This is a genomic window from Deferrivibrio essentukiensis (assembly GCF_020480685.1).
GTDB classification, from domain to species: Bacteria; Chrysiogenota; Deferribacteres; order Deferribacterales; family Deferrivibrionaceae; genus Deferrivibrio; species Deferrivibrio essentukiensis.
Genome location: NZ_JAJAFU010000003.1, coordinates 58,467 through 84,251, shown reverse-complemented (window position 1 = coordinate 84,251; position 25,785 = coordinate 58,467). Strand labels below are relative to the sequence as shown.

The window sequence follows — 25,785 nt, the reverse complement described above, 5'->3', positions numbered from 1 at the left end:
ATGTTACCTTTTTATTTTTATTTCTCCACCAAGTCCAACTCTTAATAGTTGCAAATTCCCTGATGTAAATTTAATTCTTATAGGAATCCTCTGTGATACTTTAGTAAATTCACCCGCAGAAATATCTCTTGGCACCAGGGCATAAGTGGCAGCAGATGCAGGGAATACCTCCACTACTTCACCTTCAAACTTTTCATCAGGGTAAGCATCAATTTTTATTTCAGCTACATCGCCAGGGTTTACTCCATTAATTTTTTCCTCTTCCATCAATACATATCCGTAAAGATTAGTCGTATCAACTAATGAATAAATATAACTGCCGGCCTTTACTACGCTCCCTTCTTCAGCGTATTTTTGCCCTATGACTCCATCAAAAGGAGCTTTTAATTTGCAGTATTCTATCATTTTGACTATGTCTTCTCTGTCCTTTTTCAGGGCGCTTATCTGCTCGTCCAGAGATTGTAGCTTTTTCTCCAATTCAAAAATTATTTTGAGCTTAACATCTACAAGAGCAAGGTCTTTTTCAGCAATTTGTTTTGAGTAATAAAGTGATTTAAGTTTCTCTGATAGGGAAGCTTTTTTAGCCTTAAGTCTTTTGAGATTTGTTTGAATATCTTCAAAGCTTTTTTCAGATATTGCTTTCTCCTCTTTTAAGTTTTTATACCTGTTATAATCTTTTTCAAGCTGACTGAGTTGTATATCAACCTCATTAATATTCTGTTTAAAAGATTCAATCTCTTTCTCAACAGATTTCAGCGTATCATTCTTAATGTTTTTCTCTATTTTAAGTGATTTTTCTGTCTTATCCTTGTTAACAGTCAAGGCATCTTTTTCAGCTAAAAGTGAATTTATATTATGATTAATTTTTTCAAGTTGGGTTTGGTAATCGGTGCTATCAATTTCGGCCATGATGTCACCGGCTTTTACACTATCCCCTTCCTTAAAGTTCATTTTAACTATTTTTCCTGAAATCCTCTTAAATGATACATTTGCTATTTTGTCACTTTTGACAAAAAAAGCATCAGTGCTGGCATAGAGTTTTCTGTTTTCAAGCCACTTATAACCGATTACAATGGCTGCAATAAGCCCAATAAAAAGCAGTACAAGAGCAATTTTTACCTGTTTCTTCATATAATCACCTCAAGTTTTTTCCAATTGTTTTTTCTATCTGGAAGTATGCTATAAATAGATCGTAGTAAGCATTCTTTTCGTTACTTAGTGCTGTCGTGAGTAGTGCTTGTCCATCTAATACATCAGAGTTGGAAGCTAGGCCATTGTCATATTTGAGCTTGATTATTCTGTTATATTCTTTAGCTTCATCCACAGCACTTTTGGCTACTTCAAGGTTTAAAAGAGCAGTTTGATATGTTTCGTAAGCTTCTTTAACTTCAAGTTTTACTTTCAAAATTGTATTTAATCTCTGTTGATTTAGTGCAATTAGTTTTTCGCTGACAGATTTAAGCTTCTTCGTTGGGTAATCCCAGTCAATATTCATTTGAATACCGAGTTTTCCAAAAAATCCACCTTTTGGGGAAATTTCATCATTTTGGTTGTTATAAGTATATCCGCCTGCAGCATAAATTTTTGGTAAATAGCCTGATTTTATAGTTTTTTTAGATTCATTGAGGGCATTAATTTCTGCTTCAATCTGTTTTATTATAGGTCTGTTTTATTATAGGTCTGTTTTTTACTGCCTCCTCGTAAAGAGTATCTATCTTTATTGTTTTTTCGATAGTGTTTTGATTTAATTCTGTCAAAGGAAAATCAGAGCTTTCAATATTACTGTTTATTAAAAGACTTAGGGCGGATTTAGCAACTTTGATGTAATTATCAATTTTGGTAAGAGACTGTTTAGCTTCTTTTAATTTTACGTCAGTTTGCAGCAAGTCCAATTCGGCTACTATACCTTGTTTATAAAAATTTTTTACATCTGAATAATGGTTGTTTAAGGCATCAAGATGTCTTTGCGCTATTTCTTTTTGTGCCAAAAGCTTAAGTATCTCTGCATATTGCTTTTTTACTTGAAAAATAAGCTCATTTTTAAACTCTAAATAGTTTTGTTTGACACTTTCCTCTTTGTAACGATTAATGTTGATGTTTGAGCTAACAGCTCCCCCTGTATAAATATTGTACTTTATACCTACAGTTGCATCAAAGTATTTATCTTTTACTTGAGTCATACTGCTCGTTATTCCCGGAGCGATTTCCACATTAAGCTTTTTCTCTTTATCAAGTAATGTGTATGAAGAATCTAAGAAAAAAGAGGGCATTTGTAACGATTTGGAAGATTCTGTATCGTATTTGCTGCTTTTGACTGAAGATTCGTAAAACTTTAAAATATGGTTATTTTGCAGAGCATTTTGTACAGCTTCGTCAATATTTAATGCAAAGATATTGGACGAGACCAAAAGCATCAAAAGTATCTTTTTCATTGTCGCTCCTTTATGACAATTTTTAGTGTATTATCAATGATTTTATTAACCTTATCAATGTCAAAGTTATTCTCTATGATTAAAGTTTCAATCATGCTTTTTATAAAACTATTTAAAATGAAGGCCTTCTCATATCTGTATTCACATTTTAGTTCAGTTAAAATTGAATATAAAATTTCAAAGTTTTTCTGTTTAAAAGATATGTATATTTCTCTAAGCTCGTGACTGCATGTTAAAGCCTCATAAAGAAATATTTTTGCGATATCTTGGGATTGCCTAAATCTTTTGTTTAAAAGTTTTAAAAAACCCGGAAGTTTATCTTTGGTCGGAAGTGCTGAAAGTGTGCTTTCGACTTGGCTTACAGTTTCATTATGAAGCATTAATAAAATCTCTTTAAAACACTCTTCTTTCCCGCTGAAACAGTTGTAGAAACTGCCCTGTGCAAACCCTGCATCAGCTACGATATCAGATACTTTGGTTCTCCAGTACCCTTTTTGAGCGAATATTTTTATTGCAGATTTTATTATTTTCTCTTTCGTGTTTTCTGACTGACTCATCAGTCAGATGATATATTACACTGTATATTTTTGTCAAGTTAGGAATAAAACTTATAATATTATTTTGTTATCTGATGCCAAAAATGATTGCAATTATAATTATTAACAAAATTGTAGATGACAGTAAAATCTCTTTTATAGATTTTTGAATAATACTGACAGTTAAAATAGCTAATAGAACGGCAATAGGGGTTGATATTAATAATATTAACCCTGCATACATTGTTGCATAAGGGTTAAAATGAAGAGCCTGATTGAAAAGATAAAGTATATTTAATGTATTTGGTTTGTTTGCGCCTTGAAAAATCAAGAGCTCTATAAGCCCAATGAGTATTATAACAAAGCTTATATCCGCACCTCTTTTATATATTTTTGAAAATAGTATGTTTTTATTCATCATTACTTAATACCTTTTATAAACATTTGAATTGCTACAAAAATCATAAAAATCATAAAAAGTGTTTTAATCCGTTTATCTGCAATCTTGTTGAATTTTTTAGAAGCTATTTTAGAGCCGAAAGTAACACCAATAATCATTAGTGAAGTAACCGAAGGGTCGATAAACCCTGAATTGAAATATACAATTGAGCCTGCTGCTGCTGTTATTCCAATCATAAAATTACTTGTTGCCGTTGCAGCTTTTATTGGCAACTTTGCCAATATATTCATTGCAGGTACTTTGACAACCCCACCACCTATTCCAAGCATGCCTGATATAAGCCCTGCAAAAGCAGAGATTAAGGCAGTAGGAATAACATTTATAGGTTTATATGAAATGTTAAATTTATTTAAAGCATCATAGTATGATGCGGCAAAGAAACTTTTAGCTGTATTATCTGTAACTACATCGTCATTTATATTTCTACGGATAAAATAAAGAAACGATATGAAAGCAAGAATAATTGAAAATGCTATTATGATTGGCTTTTCATTTACTGATACACTCAACACCCCACCTAAAATCGCAAACAGGGCTGTTGTGATTTCAAGAAAAAGTCCAAATCTGATATTTGCAAGCCCTGAGGCAATATTATACCCAGTAATATTTATACTTGTTGCTACTATTGTGATTAAAGATGTTGCTATTGCAACATGAATGGGATATTTAAACCATAAGACGAGAATAGGCACCATAATCGAGCCACCGCCTATCCCTAATATCCCACCTAAAAATCCAACAAAAAGACCGGCAGTAAGCAAGGTTATGACTGATAACATTTTGCGATGATAAATATAGAGATAAAAATTGTCAATTAAATAGTAGCGAATTATTGGTGGCTTTAGTTTTTGTGAATAACTCCGTAATATTTGTATAAGTTATTTATACCGTTAATATGGATTGAACATTTATTAATATTTATTTTCATAAATATATATGTTATTATTTTAGTATGAACAATACAATATGGAATAAATTCCTTGATAATTTGAACAACAACATATGTCTGATTGTTGGAGTTTATCTGTTTGGAGTTAATCTGCTTTACGATTTTGATCAGATATCTAATACGTTTCTTTACATAAATGTGGTATACCTTATTTTGCTTTTTGTACTAAGGTATAGGGCATATAATACCGAAAAGGGTGATTTACTTCATATTTTGCTTTTTTACTTGTTGATTCTGGGTGCTACTATTTTGTTAAATGAGTTTGCATACCTTATCCTGTTGCTACAGCTATTGGGGATATTCTTATTTTTAAGAATATCTAATAATTTTTTTATAATTATACTAAGTCTTGCTATTTTAGTGGCAGATTTCTACTACTTTAAAGATATCGTTGGTTCAAAGTTTCTTAAGGCCTACATAATTAATTATATTTTAATTTTTTATATTGCATACTATTTACGAGATGTTTTTAACAAGTTGTGCCTGAAGGTTGAAGAGCTATCGATTACAGATGGTTTGACGGGACTTTTAAACCAAAAAGGTTTTTTGAAAAAGCTTGAAGATGAATATTACAGGTCTTTGCGATATAAAAAATCTTTTTGCTTGATAATGTTAGATTCTGATGATCTTAAAAAAATAAATGACAGTTATGGTCATAAGTATGGTAATATGGTTATAAAACTTATTGCCGACATCGTTAAAGAGAGTTGCAGAAGGACTGATTTTGCCGGTAGGTATGGTGGAGATGAATATATGATTTGTCTTGTTGAAACTGATGTTCATTCCGCTTATGAATTTTCCGAAAGGTTAAGAAAAATGATAGAAGTTAAGTCACTTTTTACGGATAAAGGTAAAGATTTTAAAATAACAGTAAGTATAGGTATTGCAGGCTTTCCTGAAAGTGGAGATAAACTATATGAGATAGTTGAGAATGCAGATAGAGCTCTTTATATGGCAAAAAATGATGGAAAAAACAGGGTAAAATATGTGGTTAAAAATTAGGCATATGGTTACCGTTTTTAGAGGGTTGGATTTTTTCTTTTTATATCTAATTTGTAAACAAATTTTCAACATATTTAAATGTAAAAAAATGCTTGACAAGCTATTCTTTATTTTTAGGGGCTTTCCCGTAACTTATTGTAGTATGAGCAAAAAATATTGCTATATTGAAAATAATGATAGCCTAAGTTGTTGTAAAATATTTTTATCAACAGGTTTTCAACAATGAATGTGGATTTTAGACTTACTAAAAAAGACAAAATATTTTTGCTTAAAGTGGCAAGGGAAAGTATACAGAGCAAACTTAATGATATCTGTTTTAATGTGCAAAATATACCTGATAGCTTGAAGTTTAATTCGGGGTGCTTTGTTACCTTACATTTAGATGGTATGCTCAGAGGGTGTATAGGTAATTTTAGAGAGGATGTGAATATTGTTGAAAATGTTGCCGAGATGGCAGTAAATGCGGCTTTCAATGATCCGAGGTTTCCTGCTGTTGCAGATATCGATGAGTTGAGACAGTGTGAAATAGAAATTTCTGTGTTATCTCCAATGATCCCCTGCAGTCCGGAGGATATAGTTGTAGGAAGGGATGGGATATATATTCGAAAAGGATATTATTCAGGTGTTTTGTTGCCGCAAGTGGCGACTGAGCATAATTTTGACAGGGAAACTTTTTTGACTCACACATGTTATAAGGCCGGGTTGAGTGGTGATTGTTGGAAACAACCTGATGTCAAAATATACAGATTTGAGGCTGTTGTTTTTTCTGAAGATATTTTACATTAGTAGAAACTTGCTTTAAACGCTTCGAGTTCTTTATGTTTATTTTTGTCGAGAAGGAAGCCTATGACAAAAGAAGGGTTTATATCTTCAATTTGTTTCAACAGTTTACCTAAAAGCGAATAGAAGTCAGTATCCTGTATTATTGTGGCTTCAATTTTTGTGTCTAAAAGTGCATTTTCAAAATCAGCTATTATATTTTGGTAACTGTTTTTATTGCTCCCTTTAAGTTCTATGCATATTGTTGCATAATCAAAAGGGTTTTTTGTCGGTTTGGAAGATATTTTGACACAATAGTCAGATTCTTCGGCTGTGATAAGTGTTAGTTTTAAAATATCTAAGAATACAGAATCTCTTAAGTTGCCAATCATGTTGACTGTATAGTTCACTTTATGGCTCCTTTTGGGCAATAAGCTACACAAGCTCTACAGCCGGTACAAAACTGAGGGTCTATCTTGATTGCATTATCGGTAGCTTTGATAGCAGGGCAGAACGTTTTTGCCATGCAGTCAGCCACTTTTCCATCTCTTAAACAGCTACATTTTTCAGTCTTTATTTTTGGGATTTTGTAAGAGATAATGTTTTCGCAGGAATATGGGAATATAAAGTTTGGTTTAGTAAGTTTAAATGGATATTTGGTTAGTTTAAAAAATTCTCTGTCAATTTCCGTATCTTTTAAGAGTATAACTTTCCCTTTGATATCGACATTTTTAAGGTATTTTTGATTAAAGTCGGAATAGTTAGTGATAAAAAGAAAGTTTTGTTTAACCTCGGCGAGCAGTAGTCCGTAAAATTCATCCATAGTCATATAGTTGATATCAAAAGATTCATAAATACTTTTGCATTTTATATTGGAGAATATGTAAAAATCGTTTAGTTTCAAAGCTGTAAAGATACTTACAAAAGGGCAGCCGGGGCAAAGTGCAGTTCTTGTGCTGATATTACATTCATAGTTACTAAGTTCTACTATATCAAATTTAATATTCAACAACTCTAACACAGGTTTTAAATACTCTACCTCTTTTTTATATACTTTAAAAGTGGTTCTTACAGGGTTTGGGTTGGTATGAGGTATTATATAATTTAAAAACTCACCTTCAAAATTAAGGGATAAGAAATCAGAATTTAATGTATTTGGCAATTTAGCGTTAAGAATTGCTTCGGCAAGAGAAAGTTTTTCCACAATTACGGTAGTGTCAATATCTCTAATGTTAGATTTTGAAATATTTTGTCTGCTTTGCTGACTGCTTATGTTGAATGTATAATCTTTGGCAAGACTATTAATGGCTTTGCTGCCAAGCACTACATTGACGGGGAGCCTTGTTTCAAGGGAAAGTTCATAAGCGGCTTCAAGGGTAAATCCAAGTTGATCTGCGTTTTTGCAAAATAGTGTTGGGATTGTAATCTTTTTTGGAATTGAGGTGGTAACTATTATAAAAACACCGCTTAATAAATTTTTTATTTTAAACTCAGAAAGTTCGGATATGAACGCTATACATTTTTTGCCAAAAATTGCCGAAATGTTAAGTACATTAGGTATCTGTGCGCCTGTGAGATAAGATATGTTGCTATCGATTTGTATATCGAAGTTATGCTCTTTGGCAACAATATCAAATTTTGCGTTAACTACAAAGCTTTCAAAAATTTCTTCCGTTGTCTTGTATATCAAATCCATTGGAAGTTAATAAATTTTTTCATGTTCAAATTCAAGTAAAATTTTAAGCGTAAATGCGTTACCTCATCATTTAGAATGTTTATCAGATAGATACAGCCTTTTGTTAAATTAATTTCTTGCTTTAATATAAAAGTTGTCTATAATAACTCTAAAATTTCCGTGGGGGTGCCGTGAATGGCTGAGATATACCCCTGAACCTGAACCGGGTAATGCCGGCGTAGGAAACGGATATGACTTAAGATATTAAGCCACCCGTTTACGCGTCGGTGGCTTTTTTTATAAAAATTGGAGGAATAAAGATGACACAGCTTGAAGCGGCTAAGCAACTTAACCCGACTGAAGAGATGAGGAAAGTTGCTAAAGATGAAAATATTGAAATTCAAGATTTAATGAGACAAATTGCGGAAGGTAAAGTTGTAATCCCAAAAAATAAAAACCGAAATTTTGAAAATGTAATGGCAATTGGAAAGATGATGAGAACAAAAATTAATGCAAATATAGGGACTAGCGGTGATTGCCCCACTTATGAAAGAGAAATGGAGAAACTTCAGGTCGCAATTGATGCCGGAGCAGACAGTGTAATGGATTTGTCTACCGGGGGGGACCTTGAAAAGATAAGGGGTATGATACTGGAAAATTCTTCCGTTATGGTTGGAGCTGTGCCTATTTATGCAGTTGCTGCCAGGTTAGCTGAAAAAGATATCCCTACAAACAAAATGGATGGAGAAGAACTTTTAAAGTCTATTGAAAAGCAGTGTGAGCAGGGGGTCGATTACATTACAGTGCACTGTGGTGTTACAAAGGAATCTGTTGCCAGAATGGACAGGTCAAACAGAATTTGCGGGATAGTCAGCCGTGGGGGCTCAATACTTGCTGACTGGATAAGAAAAAACGGAAAAGAAAATCCCCTTTTTGAATATTATGACGATTTGCTTGAAATAGCTTACAAATATGATGTAACATTAAGTCTTGGCGACGGGTTCAGACCGGGAGCCATCGCTGATGCCACAGATAGAGGGCAAATTGATGAGTTAATTATATTGGGTGAGTTGGCAGAAAGGGCAAAAGAGAGAAACGTGCAGACAATGATAGAAGGCCCAGGGCATGTCCCTCTTAATCAGATTCAAGCTAATATGATTTTGCAAAAAAGATTGTGTAATGATGCACCATTTTATATTTTAGGCCCTCTACCTACAGATATTGCACCGGGCTACGATCATATTACCAGTGCAATAGGTGGAGCAATAGCAGGTGCTGCCGGAGCTGACTTTTTATGCTATGTTACTCCTGCCGAGCATTTATGCTTGCCTGATATGGATGATGTGAGGGAAGGTGTAATCGCCTCAAAGATTGCTGCTCACATCGCTGATATCGCTAAAGGGTATCCGGGTGCTATTGATAAGGATATCCAGATGAGTATCTATAGAAAAAATCTTGATTGGGAAGGGATGTTTTCTATGGCAATTGATCCTGTGAGGGCAAGGGAAAAATATCAAAAAAACAATGATGTTAATTCATGCACAATGTGCGGTAAGTTATGTGCGGTAAAGATAGACAAGAAATAAGGAAGTATTTGCGACTGTACCTTATTTTGGAAACATCAATGTTGAAGCTTCCTTTAAAAAATTTTTTAGAGGAAGTTATTGATGGCGGTATTACCGCAATTCAAATAAGGGATAAAAATAAAAGTATAAATGAAAGATACTATAATGCTAAAACTTTATTAAGTGCAGTCAAAGGGCATGATATTCTGACAGTTATAAATGATAGGTTAGATCTTGCTCTGGCTTTAGGGGTAAAAAATGTACATTTGGGTGGCAAGGATATCCCTTTAGATGTTGCGAGAGAAAGATTTCCTGAAATATGCTATGGCTATTCGTGCAACAATTTAGAAGATTTAAAAATTGCTGAAGAGTCACGTGCAGATTATATAGGCGTAGGACCGGCATTTTATACAAATACTAAAGATGACTTGCGGACGGTTATAGGCCCCGAAGGTATTTTAAATCTTGTAGAAATGACAGATATGCCTGCGGTTGCAATTGGCGGGATTAATCTTAATAATGTTGAAGTTTTTAGTAAAACTAAGGTTGCTGGTGTAGCTGTTTCAAGTGCCATATGTGCTTCTGGTGAGCCGAAAAGAGTTGTTAGAGAGTTTTTAGATATTTTAAATGGGTGAATTTGACTTTATAGAAAGATTAAAGAGAGCTCCAAAAGAGGATGTCCTGTCAATAGGTGATGATGCGGCATTTTTTGACGGCTATCTTGTGGCAAAAGATATACTGATTGAAAATATTCATTTTTTGCCCACTACTCCTATTGAAATGGTAATTAAAAAATTATTTGTTTCCAATATAAGCGATATATGCGCCATGGGTGGGTATCCAAAATACTGCCTGCTTGGTATATCGATTCCTGACAAATATACATTTTTAGATAATATCGTGATTGCCATTAACAAAATGACTGAAAATTATAATATCGAGCTTATTGGTGGTGATACCACTAAAAGTAGAAGTGATATCTTTTTATCTCTAACAGTAATTGGCAAGCCGTACAAAAATCTTTTAAAGAGAAGTGGAGCAAGGCCGGGTGATTTGGTTTATTTGTCAAGGTCTGTAGGTCTTTCTAAAGTTTCTTTGGAAAAGGAATTAGAGGTAGTTGATTTTAATGTCGACCCATACTTGCATTATAAAAATGAGCCTGAACTTAAGCTTTCAAAGTATTTGAGTGAATCGTCATTTGTGTCATCCTGTATAGATATCAGTGATGGACTTGGTAGGGATGCTTCCCATATTTCAAAACAAAGTGGTGTTAGAATAATTGTTGAACAAAATAAACTTGATAGCAGTATTTTTAATGGTTTGTCTTTAGAAAATCCTATCGATTACATAATTTCTTCAGGTGAGGAATTTGCACTTTTGTTTACAGTAAAAAGTGAAAATAATGAAGAGTTTGAAAGTGCTTGTAGAGAAAAATTCCCTGATGTGAGATCGATTGGATATGTTACCGAAGGTGAAGGTGTCTATTTAAAAGATTCCTCTTTAATGACGAATATATCTGATAGTGGTTTTGAACATAAAATATAAATAATAAGTTATACTTAAGATGCCCACAGAGCAGAAGTGATATAAAGTTGAATTATAAAATTGTGCAAAGTGGGATGTGAAAAGTGAGCAGTAAATTGTGGGCAAAGAATAGTTCTTATAAAGATTGTATAGGTTATAAAGGTTTTAGAAACTTAATATTTAGCAATAAAGTATAAAGTTACAAAAAAAGGTTTAACGACAGATAAAAAGTTCTTGATTTTAAGTGTATTTAATTTTATACACTAAGAATTATAATTTTAGTATCGGAGGATATGGATGAAAAGATTGATTGTTCTTTGCTTGGCAGTGTTTATAATTTCTTGTTCTCAAAATACAATAAAGGATGAGGGTAGTGAAAGTGCACAGCCTCAAAAGCAACAGCAGGTGGAGCAGCCTGCAGCTCAGATGCAGCCTACTGCTGAAAAAGCTCCTGTTGAAAAACGCATTATTGTCCCTGAAGATGTAGCAAAAAAATATAAAAGTGTAATTTTGTCTGTGGTAGATAAAAAGTCTAATAAAGATTTTGAGACAGAAGTGTTGATTGGGCAGAAATCTCAGGCCTCTGGCACTGCACTTTCAATTGAGGTAGAGTACTATTTACCGGATTTTGTTATGGATGCTGACAATAAGATGACTACTAAATCAGCAGATGAAAACAACCCTGCCGCAAAGGTTAAAGTTTACAAAGGTGGAGAGCTGATTTTTGATGGTTGGTTATTTAAAAATTTTCCTGACATGCACCCTTTTACTGATGAAGAGTACGCTATTAGCTTAAAAGGTTCAGTTACAAAATAGATTAATTTTAATAGAATAACAAAAAAGCGGCCATTGGGCCGCTTTTTTGTTATTTAAATCTTGAGAAGAAATCGTTACCTTTATCATCGACAAGTATAAATGCAGGAAAGTTTTCCACTTCAATTTTCCATACTGCTTCCATTCCGAGCTCAGGAAAATCTATACATTCGACCTTTTTAATATTTTTCTCAGCAAGCAGTGCTGCAGGCCCTCCTATACTGCCAAGATAAAAACCGCCGTATTTTTTACAAGCATCGGTTACCTGCTGACTTCTGTTACCTTTGGCAATCATAATCATTGATGCACCGTGTGACTGAAGCAGATCAACATAAGAATCCATCCTACCTGCTGTAGTAGGGCCAAAAGAACCGGAAGGTTTACCTTGAGGAGTTTTTGCAGGTCCTGCATAATAAATGGGGTGTTTTTTAAGATATTCAGGAACTTCTTTACCACTATCTATAATCTCCTTGAACTTGGCGTGAGCAATATCTCTTCCTACTATCAATGTGCCATTTAGTCTGAGAGCAGTACCGACAGGGTATTTACTTAACTCAGCTAAGACTTCTTTCATAGGTTTGTTAAGGTCAATAGGGATTCCTGCTTCCTCTTTTGTCCTGTATTCGTCAGGGATAAGTCTACCTGGGTTTCTGTCTAACTCTTCAAGCCATATCCCATCTTTATTGATTTTTGCTTTTACATTTCTGTCTGCAGAGCAGGACACGCCCATACCTACTGGGCAAGATGCACCGTGTCTTGGCAATCTGATTATTCTGACGTCGTGACAGAAGTATTTACCGCCAAATTGAGCGCCAAGCCCGAGTTCTTGAGCAGCTTTTAGTATTTTTTGTTCGAGTTCAATATCTCTGAAAGCTCTACCGTGTTCATTTCCTGTAGTTGGGAGCTCATCCAAATATTTTGCTGAAGCAAGCTTTACTGTTTTAAGGTTAGCTTCTGCACTTGTTCCGCCTATAACAAAAGCGAGATGGTAAGGTGGACAAGCTGCAGTACCAAGCGTTTTCATTTTTTCTATAAGAAATTTTTCAAGTTTTTCTGGATTTAAAAGTGCCTTTGTTTCTTGAAATAAGTATGTTTTATTGGCACTTCCTCCACCTTTAGCTACAAATAAAAATTTATATTCATCACCTTCAGTAGCATAAATATCTATCTGTGCGGGTAGATTTGTCCCGGTGTTTTTTTCTTTGTACATATCCAAAGCCACAGTTTGCGAATATCTTAAGTTTTCTTCCGTGTATGTTTTATATACACCTTTACTTAAATATTCTGCATCGTTAGCACCGGTGAAAACATTTTGCCCTTTTTTGGCTACTATTGTTGCCGTACCTGTATCTTGGCAGAATGGGAGCTCAAAGTTAGCTGCTATTTCTGCATTTTTTAAAAAAGCAAGTGCAACTGTCTTGTCATTTTCAGAAGCTTCAGGGTCAGATAAAATTTTTGCAACCATTTCATTATGCTCTGCTCTTAATAGAAATGATACATCCCTCATTGCTTGGTTAGCAAGAAATGTCAGCATTTCAGGTTCAACTACAAGCATTTTTTGTCCATTGAAATCTTTGATTGAGATTCCATCCTTTGAAAGTAATCTGTATTTAGTTTTTTCTTTTCCCAGAGGGAATGGATCTTGATAAAAAAATTCTGGTGTTGCCATGTCATACCTCCTTTTTATTAGTCGTTTGACGCAAATTTAACGCCATTCTATTTCAAAAAAATGGTTTTGTCGAGAAAATATTTTATTACTTATTGATAGTTAAAATATTATTACTAAATACTATATCAATTATTGGTTAAATTAATTTATTTGCTTTGAGATATAATAGTCGTTAATTACTGTTCAAAAAGATGTTTTAAAAATATTTTGACAAAATGTAAATAAAATTGTATACAGAATACAAAATACTTTTGAGAGGTAGAGTTATGTTAGATAATTATTTAAAACATGTTGAAGACAGAAAAAAGATGAATATACCACCACTTCCTTTAAGTCCTGAGATGACAGAGTTTGTTTGTAACAAGCTTCAATCTCCTGAAGAAGGTAAGGGTGAGTTTTATCTTGAACTATTGAGAGATAGGGTTTCTCCGGGTGTTGATCCGGCTGCAAAGGTAAAAGCTGATTGGTTAAACAAGGTTGCTAAGGGTGAAGTTAAGTCCCCGGTGGTTTCGAAAAAAGACGCTGTTTTTATGCTCGGGACAATGCTTGGCGGTTATAATGTTCAGTATTTGGTAGAGTTTTTGAGCGATAGTGAGCTGGCTGAAGAAGCAGCAAAAGGGTTAAAAAATACTATTTTGGTTTACGATGCATTTGATAAAGTAGCTGAGCTTTCTAAGACAAACAAATATGCAAAAGAGGTTCTTGAATCTTGGGCAAATGCTGAGTGGTTTACATCAAAAGAACCTTTGGCAGATGAAATAAAGGTTGTAGTTTATAAAGTAGACGGTGAGATTAATACGGATGACTTTTCTCCGGCAAAGCATGCTTGGAGCAGACCTGATATCCCTCTTCATGCTCTTGCTATGGGAGAAACAAGATTTCCTGGTGGAAACGAAAAAATTGCAGAGTTTAGAAAGCAAGGGCTCAAAGTTGCTTTTGTGGGTGATGTTGTTGGGACAGGTTCATCAAGAAAATCTGCTTGCAACTCTGTAATGTGGCACATTGGCGATGATATTCCATTTGTGCCAAACAAGAGAAGAGGCGGGGTAATATTGGGTGGACTTATTGCTCCTATATTCTTTAATACGACTCAGGATTCAGGTGGTTTGCCAATTATGTGCGATGTATCTAAGCTCAATACAGGTGATATAATTACTATTGATACCAAGAAAGGTGAAATTAGAAATGAAAAAGGTGAGGTAGTTTCAACATTTGAAATTAAACCACCAACTTTGCGCGATGAGTTTAGAGCAGGTGGAAGGTTAAATCTTATAATAGGCAGGGCTTTGACCGGTAAGGCAAGGAAGTTTCTTGGTCTTCCTGAAACAGATATATTCATAAAGGCGGATAATCCAAAACCAAAACCAAATCAGGGTTATACTTTAGCTCAGAAAATGGTTGGTAAGGCATGTGGAGTTGAAGGTGTATTACCTGGTACTTCATGTGAGCCGGTAATGACAACAGTTGGTTCTCAGGATACCACAGGTCCTATGACTGCAGATGAATTAAAAGAGCTTGCATGTTTGAAATTCCAGGCTGATCTGTTTATGCAATCATTTTGCCATACAGCAGCATATCCAAAACCTGCAGATGTGAAAATGCATAAGACACTACCTCAATTTGTTGTTGAAAGGGAGGGTGTAGCACTTAAACCTGGTGACGGTGTAATCCACTCATGGCTTAACAGGTTATTGCTTCCTGATACAGTTGGAACAGGGGGCGATTCTCATACAAGGTTCCCAATTGGTATATCTTTCCCAGCCGGTTCTGGACTTGTTGCCTTTGCAGGTGCATTAGGTTTTATGCCTCTTGATATGCCTGAATCTGTGTTGGTTAAATTTAAAGGTGAGCTTAATCCAGGAATTACTTTAAGGGATGTGGTAAATGCGATACCTTATTATGCTATTCAGCAGGGTCTTTTGACTGTAGAGAAGAAAGGTAAGAAAAACGTATTTAATGGTCGCATACTTGAGATGGAAGGTTTGCCAAATCTTACAGTTGAGCAGGCATTTGAGCTTACTGATGCTGCTGCTGAAAGATCTGCTGCTGCAGCAACTATCAAGCTTTCGGAAGAAACTGTTGCAAACTATTTAAGAAGCAACATTGCCTTAATGAAGGCTATGATAGAGGATGGATATCAGTATGCTGATACACTAAAAAGAAGGATAGAAAATTGTGAAAAGTGGCTTGAAAAACCTGAGCTTCTTTCACGTGACGAAAATGCAGAATACGCTGCCGTTATAGAGATAGATTTGGCGGATATTAAAGAGCCTATACTTGCTTGTCCAAATGACCCTGATGATGTAAAATTGTTATCTGATGTTGCTGGTACTAAAATAGATGAAATGTTTATCGGCTCTTGCATGACTAATATTGGCCATTTTAGAGCTGCAGGTAAAATTTGGGAAGGAAGTAAAGAAGCTCCTACTAAAATCTGGCTAACACCTCCGACTAAAATGGATCAGGCTCAGCTTATGAGTGAAGGCTACTACTCTATTTACTCTGTTATAGGTGCAAGGACAGAGATTCCTGGATGTTCACTCTGTATGGGTAATCAGGCAAGGGTTCGCTCCAAAGCAAATGTCATATCTACCTCTACAAGGAATTTCGATAACAGGATTGGTGACGGAGCTCAAGTATTTTTGGGTTCAGCTGAGCTTGCTGCCATTGCAGCTTTACTTGGGAAGTTGCCGACAGTTGATGAGTACTTTAAGATATTTAATGAAAAGGTTACTCCTAATAAGGATGAGATCTATAGGTATCTGGAATTTGACAAAATGGAAAAAGTAGTGCTCAAGTATGCTTAATCAGAGGGCGCCTATTTGGCGCCTTTTTGCTTAGTAAAACGTTGGTTTAGTTGTAGTATAGTTTTTTTCGATAGTATTTATGGTTAAATCTTTGAACCAATCACTTTGTGAGGTGTTATTATTAAAATATTCAATATTTCTTGACAAAACATAGAGTCTGGAGTATATCTGTATACAGTATACATTGTTATTTTTTATGTTTTGTAAATTGAAAAGGTGTTATATATTTTAAACAAAAAATAAGGAGATGTATTATGAGTGTGAATCCAAAGATAATATGGACTGAAATTGATGAAGCGCCCGCACTTGCTACCTATGCGCTTTATCCGGTAGTTAAAAAATTTGCAAAAGAAGCGGGTATCGATGTTGAGTTAAAGGATATTTCATTGTCCGGAAGGATTCTTGCAGCCTTTCCTGACTATTTAACAGAAGAACAGAGAATCCCTGATTATTTAGCTGAATTAGGGGATCTTGTTAAGAAGCCTGAGGCAAATATTATAAAATTACCAAATATTAGTGCTTCCGTGCCTCAATTGCAAGCTGCAATTAAAGAGTTGCAGGAAAAAGGTTACAATGTGCCATCATATCCTGAAGAGCCTAAGACCGACGAGGAAAAAAAGATTCAAGAAAGATATTCAAAAATTTTAGGTTCTGCTGTTAATCCTGTGCTGCGTGAAGGTAATTCAGATAGAAGGGCTGCTAAGTCAGTTAAAAAGTTTGCTCAGAAAAATCCTCATAAAATGATGAAACCTTGGCCTACTGATTCAAAGTGTAGGGTAGCCCACATGGATAGTGGAGATTTTTATGAGACTGAAAAGTCAGTTACAATGACTAAAACAGATACAGTTAAAATACAATTTGTAGATGAAAATGGAAAAGTAGAAGTTAAAAAAGAAGTAAAGCTTCTTGATGGCGAAGTTTTCGATAGCTCAGTAATGCATGTGGCTAAGCTTCGTGAATTTTATGAGAAAACTGCAAAAGAGGCTAAGGAAAAAGATGTTCTTCTATCCTTGCATTTAAAAGCTACAATGATGAAGGTATCTGACCCCGTTATGTTTGGCCACGCAGTATCAGTATATTTTAAAGATGCACTTGAAAAACATGCTGATACTTTAAAGGAGATAGGAGCAAACCCTAACTTTGGTTTGGGTGATATTTTAGCAAAACTGGAAAAATTACCTGTTGAGAAAAAGGAAGAGATTTTAAAAGATATAGAGGCCTGCTATGAAAAACAGCCGGCCCTTGCAATGGTAGACTCAAGAAACAATATTACAAATCTTCATGTTCCAAATGATGTTATAATTGATGCTTCAATGCCTGTTGTTGTAAGAGATGGCGGGAAAATGTGGAATAAAAATGATGAGCTACAAGATACAATAGCTATGATTCCTGATAGATGTTACGCTACTATGTACAGCGAAATCATAGAAGATTGTAAAAAGAATGGGCAGTTTGACCCTGCGACTATGGGCAGTGTGTCAAATGTCGGTTTAATGGCTCAGAAGGCTGAAGAGTATGGTTCTCATGACAAGACATTTATAGCCGAAGCTAAAGGTAAGTTTCAGGTTGTTGCTTCAGACGGTACTGTTTTGATGGAGCAAGAAGTAGAAAAAGGTGATATATATCGCTCATGCCAGACAAAAGATATACCAATTAAAGATTGGATTGGCCTTGCATTTAGAAGAGCGAAAGAATCAGGGGAGCCTGTAGTTTTTTGGCTTGATGAAAAAAGAGGGCATGATGCTGAAATTATTAAAAAAATTAAAAAGTATGCGCCTGAGTTTGATACTGAAGGGGTTGAGTGGCATATAATGGCCCCTGTTGAGGCGATGAGATTCTCTCTTGAAAGGATAAGAAAAGGGCTTAACACAATTTCTGCTACGGGTAATGTTTTAAGGGATTATTTAACTGATCTTTTCCCAATATTGGAGCTTGGTACTTCAGCAAGGATGCTTTCTATTGTTCCACTTCTTGCAGGTGGCGGACTTTTTGAAACAGGAGCAGGTGGTTCAGCACCTAAGCATGTTCAGCAATTCTTGAAAGAAGGGCATTTAAGGTGGGATTCATTGGGCGAATATTGCGCACTTGTTCCTTCTTTGGAACTTGTAGCGAGAAATTATAAAAATAAAAAAGCTGAAGTATTGGCAAAAACATTGGATGAAGCAATTGGTACATATCTTGAAAATCAAAAGCTTCCTTCAAGAAAAGCAGGAGAGATAGATAATAGAGGCAGCAGTTTTTATCTCACTCTTTACTGGGCACAAGCTCTCGCAGCTCAAAATGAGGACGCTGAATTGAAAGCTAAGTTTACAAAAGTTGCCAAAGAGCTGGCTGAAAATGCTGAAAAGATAGATGCTGACCTCATTAAATGTCAGGGTAAGCCTGTAGATATTGGCGGATACTATAGGCCTGACCCAGCTAAGGCTGAAGCTGCGATGAGGCCAAGTGCGACTTATAATGCAATAATTGATGCTATATAAATTTTCGGGGCTAGTGCCCCGAGCTGTTTGAGTGTGTAATGCTTGCATTAGCAAGAAAAAATATAAAGGGGGCAAAATATGGCTTTTAAAAGACCAAAAATTGCTTTAATAGGTGGTGGACAAATTGGTGGTGTTTTGGCTCAGCTTTCTGCTTTGAGAGAGCTAGGCGATGTGGTTATGTATGACATAGTTGAGGATATGCCTCAAGGTAAAACTCTTGATATTGCTGAAGCTTCAAGAGTAGATGGCTTTGATGTTAAAGTTAACGGTACAAACGATTATAAGGACATTGAAGGATCTGATATTGTAATTGTAACTGCAGGTTTACCAAGAAAGCCTGGCATGAGTAGAGATGATCTTTTAACAACAAATGCAAAGATTATTAAAACAGTTGCTGAAAATATCAAGCAGTATGCACCAGATTCTTACGTAATAGTTATTTCAAACCCTCTTGATGCGATGGTTACATTGATGAAAGAGGTAACTGGATTCCCGGCAAATAGAGTTATGGGTCAAGCAGGTGTTCTTGACTCTTCAAGATTTGCTACCTTTATAGCATGGGAGCTTGGAGTTTCTGTTAAGGATGTAAATGCAATGGTTCTTGGTGGTCATGGAGATACTATGGTTCCATTGGTAAGATATGCCAATGTTAATGGCTGCCCGGTAGTTGAGCTTTTGGAAAAGAAATATGGTGATAAGGCTAAAGCTAAGGAAGTAATGGACGCAATGGTTGAAAGGACTAAAAAGGCCGGCGGTGAAGTAGTTGCACTTCTTAAGACAGGTTCAGCATTTTATTCTCCTGCTTCTTCAGCAATTCAGATGGCTGAGGCTATATTGAGAGATCAGAAGAGGGTATTACCAGTGTGTGCATATCTTGATGGAGAGTATGGAGTTAAGGATTTTTATGTTGGAGTACCTGTAATTTTGGGTGGTAACGGTGTAGAAAAGGTTGTTGAACTTGACCTTAATGATGAGGAGCAGGCAATGTTTGACAACTCAGTTAATGCTGTTAAAAAGCTTATTGATGATATGAAGAGATTAGGATTTCTTTAAAAATTAACATATGATTTACGGGGTATTTTAATACCCCGTTTTAAAAGTAGCTCACCTTAAAATAATGCTTGAAATGGGGCTAGAATGGTATTAGTAGTGAATTTTGCTAAAATATGGACAGAATAAACATAATAATTAGGAAGGTGAGTTATGAACATTCATGAGCATCAGGCAAAAGAGATTTTCCGTAAGTATGGAGTCCCAACTCCAAAGGGTTTTGTCGCATTCAAACCTGAAAATGCTGTTAAGGCTGCTCAACAATTAGGTGGAGATTTAGATGTTTGGGTAGTAAAAGCTCAGATTCATGCCGGAGGCAGGGGGAAAGCCGGCGGTGTCAAACTTGCAAGATCCACAGAAGAGGTTGGGATGTTTGCAAAGGAGCTTTTAGGTAAAACACTGGTTACACATCAAACAGGTCCTGAAGGTAAAACAGTGCACAGAATCTATATTGAAGAGGGTGCTGAGATTGAAAAAGAGTTTTATCTTGGGATGGTGTTAGATAGAGCTTCTGAAAAGCCGGTTATGATGGCTTCCACTGAAGGTGGAATGGAGATAGAAGAGGTTGCAGCTAAAACCCCGGAAAAGATCATCAAGGTTGAAATAGATCCTGCAATCGGTTTTCAGGGATTTCACGGTAGAAAACTTGCATTTGGTCTTGGTCTTTCTAAAGATCAGGTAAATAAATTTATAAGTTTTGCTCAGGCACTTTATCACGTATATATGGATTACGATGCAAATCTTATCGAAATAAACCCATTAATCCGCACAAAAGATAAGAAGTTTGTAGCTCTTGACGCTAAAATGGGATTTGATGACAACGCACTGTACAGACAACCTGAAATTCTTGCTATGAGAGATTTAACTGAAGAAGAGCCTACAGAGATAGAGGCCGGAAAGTACGGCTTAAGTTATATTAAGCTTGATGGCAATGTAGGCTGTATGGTTAATGGTGCAGGGCTTGCAATGGCAACTATGGATATTATAAAGCATGAAGGTGGTCAGCCTGCAAACTTTTTGGATGTTGGCGGCGGAGCAAGTGCTGAAACTGTTGCTAAGGGTTTTGAGATAATTTTAAGAGATCCAAACGTGAAGGCAATTTTTGTGAATATTTTTGGTGGTATAGTAAGATGCGATAGAGTAGCAAACGGTATTCTTGAAGCAACCAAACTTACAAAAGTTGATGTGCCTGTGGTAGTAAGACTTGATGGTACAAATGCAGAAGAAGCCTCTGAAATACTTAACAATTCAGGAATTGAAAATATTATATCAGCCAATGATCTTAAAGATGGCGCTAAAAAAGTTGTTAGCGCAGCTAAAGGGGGTAAATAATGAGCATTCTTGTTAATAAAGACACAAAAGTAATAGTTCAAGGCTTTACCGGAAGGGAAGGTACTTTTCATGCCGAGCAATGTATGGAGTATGGCACTAAGATAGTTGGCGGTGTTACTCCTGGTAAGGGTGGGCAGACTCATCTTGGTAAACCTGTCTTCAATACCGTTGAAGAAGCTGTTGAGGCTACCGGTGCAACAGTTAGTTTGATATTTGTTCCACCTGCATTTGTTGCTGATGCTGTTATGGAAGCTGCTGATGCCGGTATCGAGCTTGCTGTTACAATTACTGAGGGCACACCTGTAAAAGATATGATGTATGCTAAGGCCTATGCAGTCAAAAAAGGTATGAAGATGATTGGACCTAACTGTCCGGGAATTATTACGTCTGAAGAGTGCAAAATCGGAATTATGCCCGGATTTATCTTTAAGAAAGGACCTGTTGGACTAATTTCCAAATCAGGTACTTTGACTTATGAAGCAAGTAACCAGGTAGTTAAAGCAGGTTTTGGTGTGACTACAGCCGTTGGAATTGGTGGGGACCCAATTATCGGATTAAGTTATAAAGATTTGCTTCCTATGTTTGAAGAAGACCCTGAAACCAAAGCAATAGTTATGATTGGTGAAATAGGTGGTACTTTGGAGATAGAAGCAGCTGAATTTATTAAGAAAAATATAAAAAAACCGGTAGTAGCATTTATAGCCGGACAGACTGCTCCTAAAGGTAAAAGAATGGGGCATGCAGGTGCTATCATTTCCGGTGGTAAAGGGACTGCCAAAGAAAAAATGGATGCTTTGACAGCGGCAGGTGTTCATGTCGTTGTGAGTCCGGCAGATATTGGTGAAACAGTTGCTAAAATTCTTAAATAATTAAGGAGTAGTAGATGGCTAAAGCAGAAAGAATAGAGATTAATAAAAAATGGTGCAAAGGTTGTGAGATATGTGTTGAGCTTTGCCCTACAAATGCAATTGAAATGGTTGACTTTAAAGTTGCCGTAAAGGACTTGGAAAAGTGTATTGCTTGTATGCAGTGTGAACTGAGATGTCCTGATTTTGCAATTGTAGTTTATAAGAAAGAGAAAGAGTAAATTAAGGGGGATACACGTGGCTAAAAAAGTAGAATTTATGATGGGTAACTATGCAATCGCAGAAGGGGCACTGTATGCTGGTTGCAAGTTTTTTGGCGGATACCCGATTACACCTTCAACAGAAGTAGCAGAAAGAATGGCTGAAAGGTTACCTCAAGTTGGTGGAAGGTTTATACAGATGGAAGATGAGATTGCTGCAATGGCTTCAGTAATAGGTGCATCAATTGCAGGTGCAAAAGCTTTGACTGCTACAAGTGGTCCGGGATTTTCACTAAAGCAGGAAAATATTGGTTATGCGATGCTTTGTGAGATTCCATGTGTAATTGTTGATGTAATGAGAGGTGGACCTTCTACAGGTATGCCAACCGGCCCAAGTCAGTCAGACATTATGCAGGCAAAATGGGGTACTCATGGAGACCACCCAGTTATAGCAGTAACTCCTGCATCTGTTCAAGAGCAATTTGATGAAACGGTTAGGGCATTTAATCTCGCAGAAAAATATAGATGTCCTGTTTTTGTGCTTACAGATTCAATCATAGGGCAAATGATGGAGCAATTAGTTATCCCTGAACCGGGTGAATTGGAAGTTGTTGATAGACTTATGCCTGACTGTAAACCGGAAGAGTATCTGCCATATGACATGGATAAAGATGTTAATCCAATGCCACCTTTTGGTTCCGGATATAGGTATCACATAACAGGTTTACACCACGCAGCAGATGGTTTCCCCACAAATGATCCTGAACTTCATACTAAAAATACTGTAAGACTTATTGAAAAACTAAATAAAAACTATGATGATATAGTTAAAGTAGAAGAATTTATGACTGATGATGCAGAGGTACTTGTATTTGCTATTGGGGTTACTGCAAGATCAGCTAAGCATGCAGTAGTTGAGGCAAGAAATCAGGGTATTAAAGCAGGCCTTGTCAGACCATTGACAATTTGGCCTTTCCCGGAAAAACATCTTGATAAGTTATTATCCAAGAATAATGTAAAAGGTATCGTAGTTCCTGAAATGAACTTAGGTCAGATGACTTTTGAGGTCCAAAGAGTTGCAAAAGGTCGCTGTGGGGTAGAGGGGCTTTATAGCTTAATGCTTGATCCTATCCTTCCCGGGGAAATCCTGGAAAAAATCAGGAGGTTTGTATAAATGGCTTACGATTACGCTAAATATTTGAGAAAAGGGAAACTGCCGCATATTTGGTGTGCAGGCTGTACATACGGTATCGTATTGAAATCTCTCATCAGAGCAATAGGTTCCTTACAGTGGGATAAAAATGATGTTGCAATAGTTTCAGGTATTGGATGTGCAAGCCGTTTGCCCGGATATGTTGATTTTAACACTTTACATACTACCCATGGTAGATCAATTGCGTTTGCTACCGGTATAAAGTTGGCAAATCCAAACTTGAAAGTTCTTGCAATGGGTGGAGACGGTGATATGACTGCTATAGGCGGTAATCATTTTATCCATGCTTGCAGAAGGAATATTGATATGACGGTGTTTGTATTTAATAATAATATTTATGGTATGACCGGTGCCCAATATTCTCCTACAACTCCAAAGGGTGCATGGGCAACAACTGCACCATATGGTATGACTGAAAATAACTTTACAATTACTGACCTTGCAATTGGTGCTGGAGCGACCTTTGTTGCAAGAACTACAGCATACCATGTTGCACATTGTGAAAAAACAATGAAGGAAGCGTTCCAACATAAAGGTTTAAGTGTAGTTGAAATTATCAACGCATGCCCAACCGGTTTTGGTAGAAAGAATAAATTTAAGACTCCTACATCAATGCTTTTATGGATGAAAGACAGTGCAGTTAATATTGAAAAAGCTAAGAAGATGTCTGAAGAAGAACTGGCTGGAAAGTTTACTATTGGTGTTCTTCATAAGGAAGAGAAACCAGAGTATATTGAAACATATGATGCAACTGTTGGATTAAAAAAATAGGAGTATAAGATGGCAAGAGTTGATATAAGATTAGGTGGTTCAGGTGGACAAGGAACTATTACTGCAGCAGCAATCTTAGGCTATGCTGCTGTATTTGCAGGTAAAAAGGCTGTGCAGACAAAATCATATGGACCTGAGGCAAGAGGTGGCGCAGCCAGAGGTGAGGTCGTAATAAGTGATGAAGATATTAACTATGTAAAAGTTTTAAAATCAGATGTCCTCGTTGCTCTTACTCAAGAAGCATGTGATAAGTTTATTGGTGATGCTAAAGAAGGTAGCGTTGTGATAGTTGATAGTATGCTTGTAAAAGATCTTCCAAAGGGGAATTTTAAAGTATATGCATTACCAATCATAAAGACAGCAGCAGAAGATATTGGAAAGTCGATGGTAGCAAACATTGTAACATTGGGTGTTGTAAATCAAATTACCAATCTGCTGGATGTTGATAAACTGGAAAAAGGTGTGCTAAGTAAAGTACCAAAAGGGACTGAAGAGCTCAATAAAAAGGCTCTTTACGCTGGTATGGAGCTTGCCAAAAAAAATATGTAATAATTTAAAAAGTCCGCTTTTATGCGGACTTTTTATTATAGAGGGAAATAATGGATAATATAAAAGAAACAAAGGAATTTAAAAAATGTGCATTTCAATGCGCCAGACGGGCAATGCTTGAAAATGAGTATTTTCTTAAAGATTTCTTAAATAGTTTTGTAATTAATAACTACTCGATAGATGATTTGGATAGATTTAATATATTTTTGAAAGATATATACGATAATGACTTGTTTGATATAATAATGGGAAATAAAACCGCTGAAGATTATAAAGAGCAGTATGAGTACAAGTTTCTGAAAGATATAGAAATATTTGCCAAAACTGTAAGAGATAAGGTTAAATCAAAATAAAAATAAAAAATAAAAGATGAAATATAAATAAAAAAACCCGCCTTTCGGCGGGCTTTTTATTAATATTTCCTTTCAAGAAGCATTTGGCGAATGCCAACAATAGCTTTAGTCGGATTAAGTTCTTTAGGACAAGCTTCCACACAATTGTAGATTGTGTGACAACGCCATACGCCGTTTTTGTCGTTTAAAATAGGCAATCTTTCTTCAGCACCTTCATCCCTTGAGTCAATTAAATATCTATAAGCTCTTAAGAAGGCGTTAGGTCCCAAATATTTTTTGTCAGCCCAGTAAGATGGGCAAGAGGATGAACAGCATCCGCATAGAATACATTCGTAAAGACCATCCAATTTTTTCCTGTCTTCAGGAGACTGATAATACTCTTTGTCTGGAGCAGGAGATTTTCTGATAAGGTAAGGCTTAACTGTAATAAACTTTTCAAAAAAATCATCAACATCAGTCACCAAGTCTCTCATTACCGGCATACCAGGCAAAGGCTGAATTACGAGATGATCAGAACCTAAGTCTTCAATCTTTGTCATGCAAGATAGCATGTTTACACCGTTGACATTTATACCGTCAGATCCACAAACACCTTCGCGGCAGGAACGTCTGAATGCAAGTGTAGTATCCTGCTCCCATTTAATCTGGTTAAGGCCTTCAAGCATTAGCATACCTGGCCTTCTGATTTCTACTTTATAAGACTGGTAGTATGGCTCTTTATCCTTCTCTGGGTCGTATCTAAAAATTTCAAAAGTTACAAATTTACTCATTTTGCCCTCC

At 35.9% G+C, this 25,785-nt stretch carries 26 protein-coding genes and 1 riboswitch; of the genes, 16 read left to right on the top strand and 10 right to left on the bottom strand.

The annotated features are described in order from the left end of the window. Window positions 1-3: 3 nt before the first annotated feature. The 6 genes from LF845_RS02610 to LF845_RS02585 form a co-directional block, all read right to left on the bottom strand. On the bottom strand, window positions 4-1,131 hold the full coding sequence (locus LF845_RS02610) for an HlyD family secretion protein (RefSeq protein ID WP_242819437.1): 1,128 nt from the start codon (window positions 1,129-1,131) through the stop codon (window positions 4-6). 4 nt (window positions 1,132-1,135) lie between these two features. Continuing rightward, on the bottom strand, window positions 1,136-1,636 hold the full coding sequence (locus LF845_RS02605; protein ID WP_341352889.1) for a TolC family protein: 501 nt from the start codon (window positions 1,634-1,636) through the stop codon (window positions 1,136-1,138). Between the two features lie 7 nt (window positions 1,637-1,643). After that, window positions 1,644-2,432: a TolC family protein gene (locus LF845_RS02600; RefSeq protein ID WP_242819436.1), complete on the bottom strand. Its 789-nt coding sequence runs from the start codon at window positions 2,430-2,432 to the stop codon at window positions 1,644-1,646. Next, entirely contained in the window at window positions 2,429-2,989 is a 561-nt protein-coding gene (locus tag LF845_RS02595) for a TetR/AcrR family transcriptional regulator (RefSeq protein ID WP_242819435.1), read from the bottom strand. The genes LF845_RS02600 and LF845_RS02595 overlap by 4 nt, the downstream gene beginning before the upstream one ends. 67 nt (window positions 2,990-3,056) lie before the next feature. Then, window positions 3,057-3,389 carry a DUF1634 domain-containing protein gene (locus tag LF845_RS02590; RefSeq protein ID WP_242819434.1) on the bottom strand — a complete coding sequence of 111 codons (333 nt, stop codon included), beginning with the start codon at window positions 3,387-3,389 and terminating at the stop codon, window positions 3,057-3,059. Next, complete coding sequence (locus LF845_RS02585) at window positions 3,389-4,207, bottom strand: sulfite exporter TauE/SafE family protein (protein WP_242819433.1); 819 nt, start codon at window positions 4,205-4,207, stop codon at window positions 3,389-3,391. The genes LF845_RS02590 and LF845_RS02585 overlap by 1 nt, the downstream gene beginning before the upstream one ends. Before the next feature lie 173 nt (window positions 4,208-4,380). On the opposite strand from LF845_RS02585, the gene LF845_RS02580 reads away from it, so the two are divergent. Next, window positions 4,381-5,379 carry a GGDEF domain-containing protein gene (locus tag LF845_RS02580; RefSeq protein WP_242819432.1) on the top strand — a complete coding sequence of 333 codons (999 nt, stop codon included), beginning with the start codon at window positions 4,381-4,383 and terminating at the stop codon, window positions 5,377-5,379. 222 nt (window positions 5,380-5,601) lie between these two features. Beyond that, complete coding sequence (gene amrA, locus LF845_RS02575; RefSeq protein WP_242819431.1) at window positions 5,602-6,165, top strand: AmmeMemoRadiSam system protein A; 564 nt, start codon at window positions 5,602-5,604, stop codon at window positions 6,163-6,165. Here amrA and LF845_RS02570 read toward each other — a convergent pair. Next, window positions 6,162-6,548 (bottom strand): hypothetical protein, encoded by a 387-nt coding sequence (locus tag LF845_RS02570; RefSeq protein ID WP_242819430.1) that lies wholly within the window; start codon window positions 6,546-6,548, stop codon window positions 6,162-6,164. The two genes, amrA and LF845_RS02570, sit on opposite strands and share 4 nt — an antisense overlap. After that, the gene (locus LF845_RS02565; RefSeq protein ID WP_242819429.1) at window positions 6,545-7,834 is read right to left on the bottom strand and encodes a 4Fe-4S binding protein; all 1,290 of its coding nucleotides are present in this window, start codon (window positions 7,832-7,834) and stop codon (window positions 6,545-6,547) included. Before LF845_RS02565 ends, LF845_RS02570 begins: the two co-directional genes overlap by 4 nt. Window positions 7,835-7,985: 151 nt before the next feature. Next, a riboswitch (TPP riboswitch) is annotated at window positions 7,986-8,075 on the top strand. Between the two features lie 58 nt (window positions 8,076-8,133). Between LF845_RS02565 and thiC the strand changes: the two genes are divergently transcribed. From thiC to LF845_RS02545, 4 genes are all read left to right on the top strand, one after another. Next, the gene (gene thiC / locus LF845_RS02560) at window positions 8,134-9,399 is read left to right on the top strand and encodes a phosphomethylpyrimidine synthase ThiC (RefSeq protein ID WP_242819428.1); all 1,266 of its coding nucleotides are present in this window, start codon (window positions 8,134-8,136) and stop codon (window positions 9,397-9,399) included. After that, window positions 9,372-10,013, top strand: a complete 642-nt coding sequence (thiE, locus tag LF845_RS02555; RefSeq protein ID WP_242819427.1) for a thiamine phosphate synthase — start codon at window positions 9,372-9,374, stop codon at window positions 10,011-10,013. Before thiC ends, thiE begins: the two co-directional genes overlap by 28 nt. Continuing rightward, a complete protein-coding gene (gene thiL / locus LF845_RS02550; RefSeq protein ID WP_242819426.1) occupies window positions 10,006-10,923 on the top strand; it encodes a thiamine-phosphate kinase in 918 nt (305 codons plus the stop codon). Before thiE ends, thiL begins: the two co-directional genes overlap by 8 nt. A 276-nt stretch (window positions 10,924-11,199) precedes the next feature. Next, the gene (locus LF845_RS02545) at window positions 11,200-11,718 is read left to right on the top strand and encodes a DUF2155 domain-containing protein (protein ID WP_242819425.1); all 519 of its coding nucleotides are present in this window, start codon (window positions 11,200-11,202) and stop codon (window positions 11,716-11,718) included. A 49-nt stretch (window positions 11,719-11,767) separates the two neighbouring features. On the opposite strand, the gene LF845_RS02540 is transcribed toward LF845_RS02545, so the two are convergent. Beyond that, window positions 11,768-13,384, bottom strand: coding sequence for a fumarate hydratase (locus LF845_RS02540; protein WP_242819424.1), 1,617 nt, complete (start codon window positions 13,382-13,384; stop codon window positions 11,768-11,770). 266 nt (window positions 13,385-13,650) lie between these two features. Here LF845_RS02540 and acnB point away from each other — a divergent pair, with 266 nt between their 5' ends. The 10 genes from acnB (at window position 13,651) to LF845_RS02490 (ending at window position 25,005) form a co-directional block, all read left to right on the top strand. Next, window positions 13,651-16,191, top strand: a complete 2,541-nt coding sequence (gene acnB / locus LF845_RS02535; RefSeq protein WP_242819423.1) for a bifunctional aconitate hydratase 2/2-methylisocitrate dehydratase — start codon at window positions 13,651-13,653, stop codon at window positions 16,189-16,191. A 254-nt stretch (window positions 16,192-16,445) separates the two neighbouring features. Further along, window positions 16,446-18,671: an NADP-dependent isocitrate dehydrogenase gene (locus LF845_RS02530; protein WP_242819422.1), complete on the top strand. Its 2,226-nt coding sequence runs from the start codon at window positions 16,446-16,448 to the stop codon at window positions 18,669-18,671. Between the two features lie 78 nt (window positions 18,672-18,749). Continuing rightward, window positions 18,750-19,724 carry a malate dehydrogenase gene (gene mdh, locus LF845_RS02525; RefSeq protein WP_242819421.1) on the top strand — a complete coding sequence of 325 codons (975 nt, stop codon included), beginning with the start codon at window positions 18,750-18,752 and terminating at the stop codon, window positions 19,722-19,724. A gap of 150 nt (window positions 19,725-19,874) precedes the next feature. Next, on the top strand, window positions 19,875-21,053 hold the full coding sequence (sucC, locus tag LF845_RS02520) for an ADP-forming succinate--CoA ligase subunit beta (RefSeq protein WP_242819420.1): 1,179 nt from the start codon (window positions 19,875-19,877) through the stop codon (window positions 21,051-21,053). Next, window positions 21,053-21,922, top strand: coding sequence for a succinate--CoA ligase subunit alpha (sucD, locus tag LF845_RS02515; RefSeq protein WP_242819419.1), 870 nt, complete (start codon window positions 21,053-21,055; stop codon window positions 21,920-21,922). Before sucC ends, sucD begins: the two co-directional genes overlap by 1 nt. A gap of 14 nt (window positions 21,923-21,936) precedes the next feature. Continuing rightward, window positions 21,937-22,140: a 4Fe-4S dicluster domain-containing protein gene (locus LF845_RS02510; protein ID WP_242819418.1), complete on the top strand. Its 204-nt coding sequence runs from the start codon at window positions 21,937-21,939 to the stop codon at window positions 22,138-22,140. 16 nt (window positions 22,141-22,156) lie between these two features. Continuing rightward, window positions 22,157-23,293, top strand: a complete 1,137-nt coding sequence (locus tag LF845_RS02505; protein WP_242819417.1) for a 2-oxoacid:acceptor oxidoreductase subunit alpha — start codon at window positions 22,157-22,159, stop codon at window positions 23,291-23,293. Further along, complete coding sequence (locus LF845_RS02500) at window positions 23,294-24,103, top strand: 2-oxoacid:ferredoxin oxidoreductase subunit beta (RefSeq protein ID WP_242819416.1); 810 nt, start codon at window positions 23,294-23,296, stop codon at window positions 24,101-24,103. 9 nt (window positions 24,104-24,112) lie between these two features. Further along, a complete protein-coding gene (locus LF845_RS02495; RefSeq protein ID WP_242819415.1) occupies window positions 24,113-24,652 on the top strand; it encodes a 2-oxoacid:acceptor oxidoreductase family protein in 540 nt (179 codons plus the stop codon). Window positions 24,653-24,702: 50 nt separating this feature from the next. Then, window positions 24,703-25,005, top strand: coding sequence for an FAD assembly factor SdhE (locus LF845_RS02490; protein WP_242819414.1), 303 nt, complete (start codon window positions 24,703-24,705; stop codon window positions 25,003-25,005). A gap of 59 nt (window positions 25,006-25,064) precedes the next feature. Here the strand turns inward: LF845_RS02490 and LF845_RS02485 are convergent, their stop codons facing one another. Then, complete coding sequence (locus LF845_RS02485; RefSeq protein WP_242819413.1) at window positions 25,065-25,775, bottom strand: succinate dehydrogenase iron-sulfur subunit; 711 nt, start codon at window positions 25,773-25,775, stop codon at window positions 25,065-25,067. Between the last annotated feature and the right edge of the window lie 10 nt (window positions 25,776-25,785).